General features: G+C 39.5%; 15 protein-coding genes. 3 read left to right on the top strand and 12 right to left on the bottom strand.

Annotated features, from left to right (window positions below; all coding sequences use genetic code 11):
* Positions 1 to 3: 3 nt before the first annotated feature.
* From A6J77_RS04925 to tadA, 7 genes are all read right to left on the bottom strand, one after another.
* Complete coding sequence (locus A6J77_RS04925; protein ID WP_003143157.1) at positions 4 to 315, bottom strand: V-type ATP synthase subunit F; 312 nt, start codon at positions 313 to 315, stop codon at positions 4 to 6.
* Positions 305 to 1,306, bottom strand: coding sequence for a V-type ATPase subunit (locus A6J77_RS04920; protein WP_083068692.1), 1,002 nt, complete (start codon positions 1,304 to 1,306; stop codon positions 305 to 307). Before A6J77_RS04920 ends, A6J77_RS04925 begins: the two co-directional genes overlap by 11 nt.
* An 18-nt stretch (positions 1,307 to 1,324) precedes the next feature.
* On the bottom strand, positions 1,325 to 1,894 hold the full coding sequence (locus tag A6J77_RS04915; protein WP_083068691.1) for a V-type ATP synthase subunit E: 570 nt from the start codon (positions 1,892 to 1,894) through the stop codon (positions 1,325 to 1,327).
* A 44-nt stretch (positions 1,895 to 1,938) separates the two neighbouring features.
* Entirely contained in the window at positions 1,939 to 2,418 is a 480-nt protein-coding gene (locus A6J77_RS04910; protein WP_083068689.1) for a V-type ATP synthase subunit K, read from the bottom strand.
* 32 nt (positions 2,419 to 2,450) lie between these two features.
* On the bottom strand, positions 2,451 to 4,406 hold the full coding sequence (locus tag A6J77_RS04905; RefSeq protein WP_083068687.1) for a V-type ATP synthase subunit I: 1,956 nt from the start codon (positions 4,404 to 4,406) through the stop codon (positions 2,451 to 2,453).
* On the bottom strand, positions 4,393 to 4,719 hold the full coding sequence (locus tag A6J77_RS04900; RefSeq protein ID WP_227645123.1) for a hypothetical protein: 327 nt from the start codon (positions 4,717 to 4,719) through the stop codon (positions 4,393 to 4,395). The genes A6J77_RS04905 and A6J77_RS04900 overlap by 14 nt, the downstream gene beginning before the upstream one ends.
* A gap of 117 nt (positions 4,720 to 4,836) precedes the next feature.
* Positions 4,837 to 5,364, bottom strand: a complete 528-nt coding sequence (gene tadA / locus A6J77_RS04895; RefSeq protein WP_083068683.1) for a tRNA adenosine(34) deaminase TadA — start codon at positions 5,362 to 5,364, stop codon at positions 4,837 to 4,839.
* Between the two features lie 263 nt (positions 5,365 to 5,627).
* On the opposite strand from tadA, the gene treP reads away from it, so the two are divergent.
* Positions 5,628 to 7,130 carry a PTS system trehalose-specific EIIBC component gene (treP, locus tag A6J77_RS04890; RefSeq protein ID WP_083068681.1) on the top strand — a complete coding sequence of 501 codons (1,503 nt, stop codon included), beginning with the start codon at positions 5,628 to 5,630 and terminating at the stop codon, positions 7,128 to 7,130.
* A gap of 80 nt (positions 7,131 to 7,210) precedes the next feature.
* Positions 7,211 to 8,881, top strand: coding sequence for an alpha,alpha-phosphotrehalase (gene treC / locus A6J77_RS04885; RefSeq protein WP_083068679.1), 1,671 nt, complete (start codon positions 7,211 to 7,213; stop codon positions 8,879 to 8,881).
* Positions 8,882 to 9,482: 601 nt separating this feature from the next.
* Here the strand turns inward: treC and A6J77_RS04880 are convergent.
* From A6J77_RS04880 to A6J77_RS04860, 5 genes are all read right to left on the bottom strand, one after another.
* On the bottom strand, positions 9,483 to 10,085 hold the full coding sequence (locus tag A6J77_RS04880; RefSeq protein WP_083068677.1) for a hypothetical protein: 603 nt from the start codon (positions 10,083 to 10,085) through the stop codon (positions 9,483 to 9,485).
* Between the two features lie 159 nt (positions 10,086 to 10,244).
* Positions 10,245 to 10,961, bottom strand: coding sequence for a trehalose operon repressor (treR, locus tag A6J77_RS04875; RefSeq protein ID WP_083068675.1), 717 nt, complete (start codon positions 10,959 to 10,961; stop codon positions 10,245 to 10,247).
* Between the two features lie 51 nt (positions 10,962 to 11,012).
* Positions 11,013 to 12,008 carry a nucleoside hydrolase gene (locus tag A6J77_RS04870; RefSeq protein ID WP_083068673.1) on the bottom strand — a complete coding sequence of 332 codons (996 nt, stop codon included), beginning with the start codon at positions 12,006 to 12,008 and terminating at the stop codon, positions 11,013 to 11,015.
* Between the two features lie 105 nt (positions 12,009 to 12,113).
* Entirely contained in the window at positions 12,114 to 12,965 is an 852-nt protein-coding gene (locus A6J77_RS04865; RefSeq protein WP_083068671.1) for a prephenate dehydratase, read from the bottom strand.
* A 131-nt stretch (positions 12,966 to 13,096) separates the two neighbouring features.
* Positions 13,097 to 13,375 carry an arginyl-tRNA synthetase gene (locus tag A6J77_RS04860; protein ID WP_227645082.1) on the bottom strand — a complete coding sequence of 93 codons (279 nt, stop codon included), beginning with the start codon at positions 13,373 to 13,375 and terminating at the stop codon, positions 13,097 to 13,099.
* A 347-nt stretch (positions 13,376 to 13,722) separates the two neighbouring features.
* Here A6J77_RS04860 and A6J77_RS04855 point away from each other — a divergent pair, with 347 nt between their 5' ends.
* Positions 13,723 to 15,027 carry an ISL3 family transposase gene (locus A6J77_RS04855; protein WP_083067599.1) on the top strand — a complete coding sequence of 435 codons (1,305 nt, stop codon included), beginning with the start codon at positions 13,723 to 13,725 and terminating at the stop codon, positions 15,025 to 15,027.
* Positions 15,028 to 15,063 lie beyond the last annotated feature (36 nt).

Below are 15,063 nucleotides of genomic sequence, written 5' to 3'. Positions count from 1 at the left end.
TTCTTATAGAATATTTTGACCAACCGCTTTTTCAACGTTGTCATTTACACGAGACTGCCCGATACCCAAGCTCCCTTTGTGTGAAGGAATCAGAATGATTGCTGGGCTAACTTGTGTGTCGTAAAAGGCAATGGTGTCTGGAATTTGCTGTGCGATTGTTTCGGTCAAATAGATCACACCATAGTGGTCGTCTGCCATTTTCCGGATTGTTTCACGGGCTTGTTGGCTTGAAATCACTGGATAGGCGTCGAAACCAATCAATTGGAAAGGAACAACGACGTCTTTTTCACCGACTACACCGATTTTATAAGCCATAAATAGGTCGCATCCTTTCTTCAACACTTTTTTGGTCTAGATCATATTCTTTGGCGTTTAAAATAAGTCTTAGATTGGCTACTTCATTTTCTTTGAAGTAAATGTAAGCCAATACAGGCATTGGGCCAAATGGTACCCAAGCTGCCTGACGAATTTCTTCAGCCTCGATTTTCTTGATTTTCTTATCTAATTTCACCACATCAATTGGATCATTGGCGCTGATACGGTCATTGATTTTACCAGCGAATGGTAAGCTGGCAAATTTATCCAATACGCGGTTATAGTCTTTACTCGTTGCTAAGTCGACTAATTCTACCTCTTCAAAAGTCCCATCATCAGATAAAACTGCTTCTAAGAACCCACGAGAACGACCCTGTTTCATACCACGAACAACCATAGACAAGTTTTCTAAATCAATCATCATCAATAGAGTATTCGCCATATCTTGATCTTCTGATTTGTCAGCGATATCTCTTAAATGGCCTAGGTAAGACTGGTCCAATAGGATCGAAATACCGTCTAGGTCATGGTATTCTTCGTAATAATCACGTGCATGTTGGACCCCAGCTTTCATCACTTCCGGGAACTGGTTACCTTCACCGGTTTGCATTAGTGTCCTTAAGGCTTCGATTGAAAAACGGCCGATGTTGATATACATGTGCGAGAAATCGCGTTCTGTATACCATTCTTTGAATAATGCTTTCAAATTGTGGTAGCTGTAACGCAAGGCAAATACGTCTACCACTTCATCTACAGGCGTTTCTTCATATAAACCAGCATACATTTCACGTAAATCACGGGTTAGGAACCCTTCGAAATCATGTGTTTCTCCGATATTTTCAGGGATATGGTAGTTCATTTTACGTAGGGCAGCAAATACATCTTCAAGGGAGTTGGCACGTAAAAGTGCGTCATAGTCTTCTTTTGCTAGCAAACTACTTTCTTTTACACGAATGGTTGTATCCAGTTGTGCATATGTAGCGTTTGGCATTGCTATCACTCCCCTTTCTTAGAATGCTTGTTTCACTAATTTTGGCGCTAATGCTTTTTTCTTTTGGTCAATGATTGATTCAAAAGTAAAGTTATAGTCCACTTCTTCGTTACTTAAAATAAAACCTGAACGCTTAGGAAGGAAAGTGTCATCTAACTGAATAGATGGGTTTAAGGCTTTCACTTGATCAGCGTCGAATTGGTGTTGGCTGAATTCACCTACTGTTAACGTAAGGTTCTCAGTACCAGCTACTTGGTTTAAAGCGCCTTTGATAAAACCTGTAAACTCTTCGCTTGATAATTGTTGTAATTCAACAATAGCTTGGTTATAGACTTTTTCTAGTAAGGCTTGTTTGGCTTGTAATTTGTCATTACGTAAGACGTTTAAGTAGCTTTGTTTTTGTGTTTGTAATTTTTTAGCTTCAGCGTTTTTGATGTGTTGCTTTTCAGCCACAATTTGGGCATCGTTTTGCGCTTTGGCTTTGTTGATTTCTTCATTCATTTCAGCTTCAAATGCTTTTAATGCTTCTTTTTCTTCCTTTTCAGCATTGTCTAGCACTTGGTCGACTAAAGTTTGAATATCTGCCATTCGACTTATTCCTCCTTCTTTTGGTTTTTCTACTTGATTAGTGATTAACCAACAGAAAGTACTAATAATAGAGAAATAACGAATGCTAAGATTGCGTAAGTTTCAACCATGATAGAGTAGATGATTGCGTTAGATACGTTTTCAGGACGTTTGGCTAGAATTTGGATACCTGCTGTTGCAGTATGCCCTTGCCAACGTGCTGAAACTAAACCTACTAAACCAATAGGGATACCTGCTACAAAGTATTGTAGTCCTTGAGTTAAGTCTAATCCTGCACCTAATTGTAAGTAAATCATGATCCCAATAACGAAACCATACAAACCTTGTGTACCGGGTAATAGTTGCATGATTAATGTTTGGGCAAATTTTTCAGGTTGATCTTTAACCAAAGCAGCTGCAGCCGCACCAGTTTCACCAACACCACGAGCAGAACCCATACCAGAGAATATTACGGCAATCGCAATTCCGACCATAGCAAAGATTTGGCCACCATTTTCTACAAAAAATCCAATCCATGTATTCATTATTTAAAAACCTCCATTTTGTTGTCTTTTTATTAATTTTCTTTTACGTCTTTAAGAGAAACAAATTCTTGTAAGGTACGGATCGGTTTAAATGCACGACCGCCACCTTCATAAAACTTACCAAAGAACTCAACGAATACTAGACGCATACTATGAACATAGGCAGATAGTAACGATAAGAACATATTAAATAGTTGTAAAGCGATAATCATCAAGATACCAGCTGAAAATCGAACCGGCACTGGCAAGATAGTAAACAAGATATTAAAGGACATGGCGATTGCGCCACCTGAAATACCTAAAGCCATTAGTCGTGTATAAGAAACGAAATCTCCTACATACGAAGACACACCGTATAAGTTATACAAACCAACGACACCACCAACGGCTTTGTTGTCGTTGGTGAACATGGGTACTAAGATAATACCCGCTGCTGAAGCGATGGCTAACCAAGTGGCTACTGTAATCAACATATCCACACCGGTCATAAAGCCAGTAATACCAATAGCTAGCGCTATTAATAGAGCTAACCAACCCATACCGTCATTATAGGCTGAGGCATAGTCTTTACGACTAAGCTGTAATCTGATATTTAAGCATAAACCTACAAAGATGTGAATGTACCCAATCGCTAATGAAATAATCATCAAGGTTAAGGCATCTTCAGTTGGATTGATCAAACCGAATGGTAAAGCTTCACCAAATAGGGATCCATAAGCTAAACCAATTAACATCGTTGGGTAGGATAGAATATGTCCAAATTTCACAAAACGTTTGGTACCCTTCCGTAAATCCATTACCTTCATGGCAAAGAGTGTACCAATCCAAAGGAGGATACCGTAACCGAAGTCCCCCATCATCATAGCGAAGAATAACATGTAGAAACCAGCTACCCAGTTGGTTGGGTCTTTCTCCCGGTAATTTGGCAATGAGTACATTTCAGTAATCATTTCGAATGGTTCTACTATAGAAGCATTATGTAATTTGATAGGCACTTCATCTTCTTTGACTTCTTGTTCGGTTGTTTCTTCTAAAATAATAGCAAACGTGTGCACATCAAAGGCTTCTTCTAAAGCGCTTTGCAAGTTTTCAACCTGCGCTTCTTCAATCCAACCACTGAATAAAGATAACTGTTGGTTATCATATGAAAGTTTTGCTGCGTTGGCACGTTGACTACGGTTAAAGAATTCTTCTACCGCTAATTGAATAGTGGCTTTAGATTCTTGCATGTTTTTAATGTCTTTAACAACGGCTTCCTCATCTTTGATGAGTTGTTTCCGTTCACTTTCCAATGTTTGGAAGGTCTCTTCTGGGGTTTGTCCGTAATTAAACTCTACTTCAGAGAAATAATTTTCTGCAAGTTTTGCTTGCAGGTTGTCGTGGTGACCTGGTAAGGCAACGACTGCGACACCAATTTCATTCTCGTTGGCAAATACTTCTTCAACGGCTACGTCATCTATGGCTTTTAATTGTTGCCAGTGGTGACGGTTTTCGTCATTGGGAATCGTTCCTAGACGAACATCGAATAGTTTTAGCTCTTGTAGTGATTTTGGATCAACATCTAGGGCCCGCCATTTAGCGATGGTTGTTTGTTCATCTTCAACCCGTTGGCGTTGGTCTTGAATGTCGTTACGCTTTTGTCTTAAGGCTTCGACTTTTTCAATCAATTGTAAAGCTGCTGCTTCATCCACAGTTTGATGTAGTTCATCCATGGTCATTTGTGGGCGTTTGGTCGTAATTTTATCTTTTAAAGATACCTTTTGTTGGTATTGACTGAGATAATGTAATACTTCGCGTCCGCGTTCATAAATGACTTGGTAATCTTGATCACTTTGGTAATTATTGTTGAAGGTAAAGTCTTGGCCGGCTACCTTTAAGGAAAGGTCACTAACTTGTATATTTTGCATCGTTTGTAAGGTATATAACAATTGGTCTTTGTTACTTGGCGCCGTTACAATCGATACTTTTTGCATCTTAGCGATTGCCATAGCTATTTTTCACCTCCTCAATTACAAGTGAGACTAAAGATGGCAAAGCGACTTGGAATTGATTCTCAATTTCCTCAATCTCTTGATCGTTCTTCGCTTTTTCTTCAGATTTGTACGCTTGTAAAGCTTTTTCATTCTCGGCACGCTGCGCTTCTTGATAATCTTTCAAGATTGCATCTTTTTCAGACACCATTTGGCTTAATTTGCGATTTTTGTCTTCTAATAAACTTTCTCTCTTGCGCGCATATTTATCGCGCAGTGCTTGCGTTGCTTTCTCAGTATCGACAATTTGTGCTAAAGTTTTGCTGGACACCCAATTCACCCCCTAAAAGCGTTATATCAACTTAATTATAACAAAAAAACGCTTTTTATTAAATGCAAACGCTAAATTAATCACAATGTCTTATTTTTTAGTATTTTGACATCTCACTTAGTTTTCTACTTTTGGTTTACGACTTGAATTTTTGCGTTTCTTGCGTAATTCAATAAAAAAGTCTTGTAACAGTGACTTACATTCTTCATGCATAACACCACCTATGACTTCAACTTGATGATTAAACCGACTATCATCCAGTAAATTCATCAAGGTTCCTGCCGTGCCACCCTTTTGATCGTAAGCGCCAAAATAGACATGTTTAATACGACTTTGTATCATGGCACCCGAACACATGGGACAAGGTTCTAACGTCACATACAAGTCCGCATCGGCTAGCCGCCAAGATGCCCGATTACGATTGGCTTCTCGTATAGCTAGAATTTCCGCATGGGTTGTTGCATCCTGGCTGGTCTCACGCAAGTTATGGCCACGCCCGATGATTTCCCCCTGGTAGACGACAACTGCCCCAATTGGCACTTCACCAATAGCTGCTGCCTTCTTCGCTTCTTCAATCGCTGCCTCCATAAAAGCAACTTGGTCCACGTCAAGTGTATTGAATTTTGTATCCTTTTCTTCTGACATTCCACACCTCATTTCGGTCTAAACATGCCATAATCATACCACTACCAAGGCTTACAACCAACTGATAGGTGGGGCTCACGGGACTTTTTAATCACTTTCTTCCTATTAACTATAGCCCTATAAAAAAATTTTTGATTGAGTGATTTGACTTGATTTGAAACCGTTATCATTATATAATAACCTTGTGCATAACTTGTATAGACAAGTTTACAAATATTAGTTGGTTTTTATTTGGCATTTTTCGTTATTGAGGAGGAAGAAAAATGAGTGATTTTAAACAGGATGCTAAATCCTTACTGGATGACATTGGAGGCAAAGAAAATATCAACGCCGTTACACACTGTGCGACGCGTATGCGGTTTGTATTAAATGATCCTAAACAAGCGGATGTTAAAGCTATTGAAGACATCCCTTCTGTTAAAGGGACATTCACCCAATCTGGCCAATTCCAAGTTATTATCGGGAACAAGGTAGCAGATTTTTACAATGAATTTGAAGTGGTTTCTGGTGTTTCTGGTACGTCAAAAGAAGCGGTGAAAGCTGCAGCAGCTGACCAACAACAAAACTGGCTTCAAAAAGCTATGACATTCTTAGCCGAAGTATTTGCTCCAATTATTCCAGCAATTATCGTCGGGGGGCTTATTTTAGGTTTCCGTAACGTGCTTGAAGGGGTGCCAATGGAGTTCCTAGGGCAAAAAATTGTTGATGGTGTAGCGCAAACTATGGGTGACGGTACGCCTCAATACAACACGATTGTTGATGTTTCAACATTCTGGGCCGGCGTCAATAGTTTCCTTTGGTTACCGGGTGAAGCCATTTTCCACTTCTTACCAGTTGGGATTACATGGTCTGTAACACGTAAAATGGGTACCACTCAAATTCTTGGTATCGTATTAGGTATCACATTAGTTTCACCACAATTATTAAATGCTTATGCTGCACCAGATGCTATCTTAGCTGGTGAAGTACCACAATGGGACTTCGGCTTCTTCCAATTGGATATGATTGGTTACCAAGCCCAAGTATTACCGGCCATGTTCGCAGGTCTATCACTTGCTTGGCTTGAAAAATTCTGGCGTAAATACATCCCAGAGATGATTTCTATGATTTTCGTGCCATTCTTATCATTAGTACCTGCCATTATCTTGGCCCATACAGTTTTAGGCCCAATCGGTTGGACTGTAGGTACTTGGATTTCTAGTGTTGTGTACGCTGGTTTAACTGGACCTGTTTCTTGGTTGTTCGGTTTAATCTTCGGTGCCCTATACTCTCCACTTGTAATTACTGGTTTACACCATATGACCAACGCAATCGATACACAGTTAGTGGCTGACTTTGGTGGTACTGGTTTATGGCCAATGATCGCCCTATCAAATATTGCTCAAGCATCTGCGGTTATGGCGATTTGGTGGACAACTCGTCAAGATGAGAAAGAAAGTCAAATTACCATTCCATCAGCTGTATCAGCTTACTTAGGGGTAACTGAACCGGCAATGTTCGGTGTAACCATTAAATATGTTTACCCATTTATTGCAGCGATGATTGGTTCAGGTTTAGCTGGTTTACTCTCAACAAGTGTCGGAATTACAGCTAACTCAATCGGTGTCGGCGGTTTACCTGGTATCCTAGCGATTCAATTCCAATACTGGGGTTGGTTCTTACTAGCTATGGCCATCGCGATCGTTGTACCATTCGCATTGACAATTGTATTTAAGAAAACTGGTTTCCTAGCTAATAACAAAATCGATTTCAATATTAAGTTCTAGCATTAGCCAGATAGATTCAAGTTTCACGCTCGCCTTGGATGCCCATTGGCGAGCTTTTTTCTAAAAAGGAGGAAGACACAATGACAAATGATTTAGGGAAAAAGGTAATTTATCAAATTTATCCAAAGTCTTTTAACGACACAGATGGGGACGGTTTTGGTGATCTTAGAGGAATCATTGAAAAATTAGACTACCTGGAAACACTAGGTATCGACATGATTTGGATGAACCCCTTCTACCCATCGCCACAAAATGACAACGGTTATGACATTTCAGACTACACAGCCATTGACCCACGATTTGGGACTATGGACGACTTTGAAGAATTAGCCCGCGAAGGAAAAAAACGTGGCATCGACCTGATGTTAGACATGCCCTTAAACCACTCTTCTACTGAACACAAGTGGTTCCAAAAGGCCCTAGCTGGCGAAGAATACTACCAAGACTTCTATTACATTCGTCCCGCTCAAGAAGACGGGTCTCTGCCAACCAACTGGGAATCTAAATTCGGTGGCCCTGCTTGGGAACCATTTGGCGACACTGACAATTACTATATGCACCTCTTCGACGTGACCCAGGCTGACCTAAATTGGCATAATCCAAAAGTGCGCGAAGCCCTATTCGATGTTATCCGCTTCTGGATCGATAAGGGGGTTTCCGGTATCCGCTTCGACGTTATGAACGTAATTGGTAAGAGCGAGGTCCTAGAAGACTCTACTGGCGGCCCAAGTTCTACCCAAGAGAAACGTTTGTATACAGATACAGAAAATTCACACGCTTGGATTCGAGAAATGGCCCAATCTACCTTTGGCGATATTGAAGGCTTTGTCACAGTGGGTGAAATGTCTTCTACCACAGTTGAAGATGGTGTCCGCTATACCAATCCTGATGAAGAGAAATTAGCCATGATCTTCTCCTTCCACCATTTAAAAGTCGATTACAAAGACGGCGAGAAATGGTCTAAAGTTGATTTCGACTTCCAATCTTTAAAAGACATTTTAAACGAATGGCAAAAAGGCATGTCAGATGGCAACGGGTGGAATGCCCTATTCTGGAACAACCATGACCAACCACGCGCTAACTCTCGTTTCGGCGACACCGAAAACTATCCATACGAAACAACTACCATGCTTGCCCAAACTATTCACATGATGCGCGGTACCCCCTACATCTTTGAAGGGGAAGAAATTGGTATGACCAACCCAGATTTCGACGACATCAACGACTACAACGATATCGAAACCTTCAACAACTACCAAATCTTATTAGATAAAGGTGTTTCAGAAGAAGAAGCAATGGAAATTATTAAATTTAAGTCCCGCGATACTAGCCGGACCCCAATGCAATGGGATGATTCAGAAAATGCCGGTTTCACTACCGGTACACCATGGTTAAAAGTTGCCGACAATTACAAGGACATCAATGTTGCGAAGGAATTAGAGAACGGTAAAATATTCCCTTACTACCAAAAGTTAATTGCCTTACGTCATAAACTACCTATCATCCAAGACGGTGCTTACCACGAATTATTGGCTGACCACCCAGAAGTATTGGCTTACTACCGGACTTATGGCGACCAAATCTTGTATGTCTTCTCACACTTCTACCCAGGTACCAGTCAAGTTGACCTACCTGAAAGTGTTGATTTAACTCGTGACTATGAGAAATTATTGGGTAATGGGAAAATAGAAAAAATGACTACCTCATTCAATCTAGGCCCTTATGAAACAGTCGCATTCTTATCGAAATAATCTTATCAAAATACTTGATAAGCAAAAAATAGGTGTGTAGCACAAACTACTCACCTATTTTTATATTATCCTCATTTTTAGGCCACATATTATTTAAATACTAATAGACCTAACTAGCTATTTTTCGGCTTCAAAAATAAATTAGTTGTAGCTAGGGCTATTATCGAACCAATAATTGCGTCTAATATTTATTCTGTGTAGAAATTTTTGCTGTTGCACAATAAGCAGCCACAACTATAGCTATTACAAAATTTAAAACTTGCAATCGGAATAAAGCCTCATTAAAATGGTTTAATTTGTCATTTATTCAGGGATATCCTTGAGTCAATTTGTTAAACCTTCTACTAGTTTGCTTTTGCCCTCTCGGTTTAGCATGAAAAGCATCCACGAATATAAAGACAAGCATTTTCACTGCTAATTCAAGTGAATTGTTCTCCATATTTCTATCTTCGCCACTTACTCTTACCTACTGAGGTTCACCAACTCTCCAAAAACTTGTGCAGCGATGCTCGTTACAAGGTTAATGTTACATACGCTATTTGAGTACACGTTTTGGCTCCATATAATGCGCCTCCTAAAATAATCACTTGATTTGGCTTGCTTAATTTTCACTCTCATCTATTTTAGTATCTGGTGCAGTCGTCATATCATCCTCATCATAAGGAAAGGCTATAAAACGACTAATGTCTTCTTTACTCGTATCAACATCAATCTCATTCATAACAGTGGTATAGATTTGTCCTTCGATGTATATGAGTGCTGGATGATCTTCTAGCTGATAGTCGGTTAGAAACTTATCATATTCATCTGTATTTTCAGTTGAATCAAGCTTATAGGTATAGCCTTCACCTTCAGGATAAACATCGGTAAGTTGGTCACCAATCATGTCATAGGTTTCTGAAATCGTCTGTTCAAGTCGAGTATTCTCTTCATCTGAAGCACCTGGTAGAAAAACAAAGAAACTATCCCCTGTTGCAATTTTTTCTTCAATCTCATTTAGCGTAATAGGCTCAATGTTTAGATCACCGGTATTCTCATCACTTGTACTAACCGATTGACCGCTTGCTTGATCATCACTTGAAGAGATTACTGAACTGTCATTGGCAGTAGATGCTGTATTTGCATCTTGCTCATTATTACTTGTATATGCACACCCAGACACTAAAATACTTGTCACCAACAATATTGCGTATCTTTTCAACATAAAATCGCTCCCTTTTCTTTATTGTACCAGTAAAAAATACCATTTTCTTTGTCATAACTAAAAATCCAATACCTAGAAATGAAAGAAAAAGTGCCCTCAACTTCACCACAACGGCTAATCGAGGACACTTTATTAATTATGAAAATACAATCCTATTGATTAATGACCTGTTCGCCGTGCAAATTCTGCAAATCGAAATTTATCAATACGGTGGTGGGATGAAGTGTATTGGAAAAAGGTGGCATCTTCTAAGTAAACATGGCTGTTGACTTGAATAATATAGTCATCCGGGCCAATGGCCATTTCTTTTTGATCTATATCATCCGCCTTTTTGGCCACAATTTCCTTATTGGCAAAGGATATTTGTAAGTCCAGTTCTTGTTCAAAGTATTGATAAATAGATACTTCCGCAATTTCATCTGGTACCCCATCTTGGACAACGGATACGCGGAGGTAGTCGTGGTCAACAATGACCGTTTCCCCTTCCATTTCACGGGCCCGAATCAGGTGGATGAAAGGTTCGTCCGCTTCAACACCGTCTTCACCGACGAGAAAGTCAGGTGCCGCTACCCGTTTATTACTCAAAACTTGGGTTGCAGTTTGGAAGTGTTGGGTTTCTTGCAATTCCTTGTAGGAAGTTAAACCGGATATAGGAAAAGAAAAACGGGCAAAGTCTAGGACGATAGCCCCTTTACCTTGTTTCTTCTGGATAAAACCGGTGTCTTCCAATTTTTTCTGCGCTTTTCGAATGGTTTCGCGCGATACGTCGTAAGTCTTGGCCAGGTCATTTTCACTGGGAAGTAACCTTCCTACAGGGTAGATGCCCTGGTGGATTTTATTTTGAATATCAGCGGAAATAAATTCGAACTTGTACATTTCCGTCACCTACTTATCTAGCTTCATTTTGTGTGTCCTTTTCGCTGGAAGTTAATCCAGCATCTCTAGGTATTGATCGTACTTGTCTTCACCGAATAGGGTTGAGATAACATGGCCTTTATAGGCTTCAAGATCAATGTCCATTGCGATATAGACGTTCTTTGGTCTGTCTGTTCGTTCTTCAAAGTCGATGACCGTTTGCCCATATGTATATTCACCTTTAGTTTCAATAACTAAATTAGTATGGTAAACCTCAGTTAGGATCTCTGGATGTAGATAACCGACAACTGCTACGAGGTCATGGATAACGATTCCAATTTTGCCTTCATTTTCAAATGAATTGAGGACATAATCATCAAACATTTCACGGATCATGCTGCCTAGTTCACCGCCTGCTTGACGGATAAATTCTAAGTCGTTCATATCCAAGAGGGACGGTCTCGTCACGTCTAAACCAACCATTGTAATCGGAACAGATTCACCCAAGGCTTGATAGACGATATCGACTGAAACTGGGTCAAACCAGTAGTTAAATTCCGCTACTGGGTTGGTGTTCCCGTCAAAAGCAGCCCCGCCCATAGACATGATTGATCGGACTTGTTTCATGGTCGCTAAATCTTTTTCAACGGCCAAAGCAATATTCGTTAGTGGTCCTAAGGTAATCAAATCGATTTCACCAGGATGTGCTTTAACTTGCTCAAGAATGAAGTCAACTGCGTGCTGGTCTTGAATTAAACTTTCATCATAGGGGAAATCAACGCCGCCCATTCCGTTTGATCCGTGAATATTCCCAGTTGCATTCTCTCTTGGTGGTTTATTGTCTTTTAAAGAGGTATAATCGTTGTCAGCCCCCGGATAAATCTTCACGCGACCATCGAAATAAGTAGATACCCGAACCGCATTCGTGGTGGTCATATCCAATCCCTTATTCCCTGCAACCGTAGTGAAACCTAAAATTTCCAAGCTATCGTCCGATAAAGCCGTCATCAAAGCCGCTGCATCGTCAATTCCTGGGTCCGTATCAATAATTACCTTACGTTTATCCATGAAAATTCCTCCTATATCCTATCTGACTATACAAGTTCATTGTATCATGTAAGCGGTTTATTTTATAATAATATTCTTTTGGAAAAAGGAACTCGTATCGTTAATCTAACGATTTTGTTTAAATTGCGCTACCACTTGAATATGGGTTGATAATGCTTTTAAGATTTTCTCCAATGACTCTAAATCCCCAATCATATTGCTTGGGTCTGCTTCAATAAAGAAGCCGTAACGGAAGGGTTTCATCGGAATTGGACGGGCATTCAATCCGTCCAAGTTGATCCGGTAAACATCTAATACCTGTAGTAACTTGGCCAAAGCACCTGGTTCATGCGGAGTTTCAATATACAACATGATTTTTTCATGGGTATTGGTCATATCGATATTGTCATATCGTTCAAAGACTAAAAATCGCGTCATATTCCCTGATTCATCGTATGCTGCTGGTTCTAGAGCTTGTAAACCGTGCAATTCACCCGCACGAGGGCTGGCAATCGCTGCGATAGTAGGGTCATCCTCCTGGACAATATATTCCGCTGAAACAGCGGTATCAATATAAGCTACAGGTTCCATATTGGGATAGCGGTCAAATAATAATTTACACTGTGACAGGGCTTCTGGATGAGAGTAAACTTTCGTCACTTGATGAATATCAGCACCAGGCAATCCCCATAAGACATGGTTCACCGGTTGGTAATGTTCATATTTTGCTAGGACGGGTTGGTAACGGATAATATCCATTGTTCGAGCAATTAATCCTGTTGTCGAATTCTCAATTGGCATGACAATTCGGTCTACTTTTTCAGCCACTAAGTCATCTACCATAGGTTGGAAGTCATCATAGGAAATAATTTCCAAACGTTCATCATCAATCTCAACATGCAACTGTTCGCGCACAAAAGCAATCGTTGCTGCCTCGCTATAAGCCCCCGGTATGCCTTGGTAACCAATTCTCATCATTATTTCACCCTTCTTTTTAAAATCTCATATTCATAAGTGTACCAGTTTCAACTGCTAATGTCATTCTGGATAAAATAAAAAATACCCCCAACCACTATTAAGCATAGCAATTGGAGGCATTTATTTTCGATTTATTTTGTAAATGATTTTGCTTGGCCTACAGCATAATCGTAAGCATCTGCTGCTGAATCTTTTACACGATCACCCAATGAGCGGTTTGGTAAAAATGATACATCATTAGCACGACGAGCTAAGTCACGACCTGTATGGCGTAATTGGCGACCAGCATCATCGATGAAATCACTGACTACTGAGTTTTTATCTTCTTGATATAATGCGACAGCGGCAATACCTGCGATTGCAGCAATTGCACCTAAAGCAATTAAACCTTTTTTAGTTGATTGTTCCATGATATCACTCCCCATAATTATTGTATACATTATAGCATATCTAATATACCAGAGAAAATAATATGTCTACTAGTCAAGGCAGTGATTTAGGCTAAATATCATACCTTTTTGGTGGCTGCCCCTAATTCACCACAATTAAGAGATATGCCAAAGTAAATGAAAAAAGCGGACTGTATCAACATGACAGTCCGCTTCATACGACTTATTGTGAAAGCTTATGGCTCTACAATATATAGGACTGATGACTTTTTAAAGAAAGTCATTGGTTCTATTTTTTTTACAAAAAAAGAAGAATCTCCATTATCATAAAGTTAACGACAACCATGATAAGATAGGAGATTCCCCGTATGAATAAGTTTATCAATACCACGTTGCAATTGAAAGATGAAAATATAATTTTCGAAGATAAAGTTGAAGAAATGACAGTTAAGAATGTAAAGTCACTGATTTATTTCGGCAGGTTAGATGTAAATCCTCAGTATTGTCCAGCCTGCGGCTGCGCTAAACAAGGAAATAGTATCGTTAAGAATGGATCTAAAAAATCAAGAATCACGCTAACAAAGATATCAGGGTTACCTGCCTACCTTGAATTACGAAAACAACGATATCACTGTAGAGAATGTAATAGCTACTTCACTGCTAAATCAGAGATAGTCGGTGATAACTGTTTTATTTCTAAGCGCGTTAAACGGATGGTATTAGACTTTGCTACCAATGCGTTGACACTTAAACATATCGCAGAGACATGCAACGTTTCTGATCATACAGTTCAACGGGTAATTAATGGTGCTGGTAAAGACCTTAAACCTAGCATCTTCGATGCGTTACCTGAGCATATTGCTTTCGATGAATTCAAAGGTGTAAAGCATGCCGAAGGAAATATGAGCTTTGTCTTTATAGATAATACGGATTCACGTATTGTAGATGTGCTAGGAGATCGCAGAAAATTCAAGCTACGTGATTACTTTTTTGCCTATCCGTTGAAAACTCGTCAGAAAGTTCAAACAGTTACAATGGACATGTACATGCCTTATATGGAAGTCGTTAGAGAGGTATTTCCCAATGCCAAAATTATTATTGATCGCTTCCACTTAGTTCAAGCGTTAAATCGAGAATTGAATAAGTTACGTATTGAAGTAATGAATGCCTTTAGAATTCCAGACCATAGATTGTACAACAAATATAAAAGATATTGGCGACTATTCTTAATGCCCCGAGAAAGCCTAAGCTCATGGGATTATCAATCATTCAAGTTATTCGATTGGCTTACGAATACCGGTGGTATTTTAGATTATTTACTGGACAAGAATCCATTATTAAAAGACACCTATAATCTTATCCATAACTTGCGTGAGTCGCTCCAAGAGAATGATTCTGAAGCATTTAAAGCTCAGTTAGCGCAGTCCAAGTTAGTTAATTTACCAAGCGGACTAAGACGAGTGTTGCGTACATTTATCAAACTTCAAAGATATATTGGGCATACTTTTAAATATAAACACTTAACGAATGGCCGAATAGAAGGTTTGAATAATAAAATTAAGGTCTTAAAACGGATAGCCTATGGATACCGAAACTTCCAAAATTTTAGAACTAGAATATTAATGACGAACAAGCTATATCTAAATGAAATACCGGTAGTACAAGCAGCCTAAGGGCTGCTCTGAAAGCATAGTATAAAGATGAAAATG

The organism is Aerococcus viridans (genome assembly GCF_002083135.2).
Lineage (GTDB): Bacteria > Bacillota > Bacilli > Lactobacillales > Aerococcaceae > Aerococcus > Aerococcus viridans_C.
Note: the sequence above shows the minus strand (reverse complement) of the source record. Positions and strands in the feature narration are given on the sequence as shown.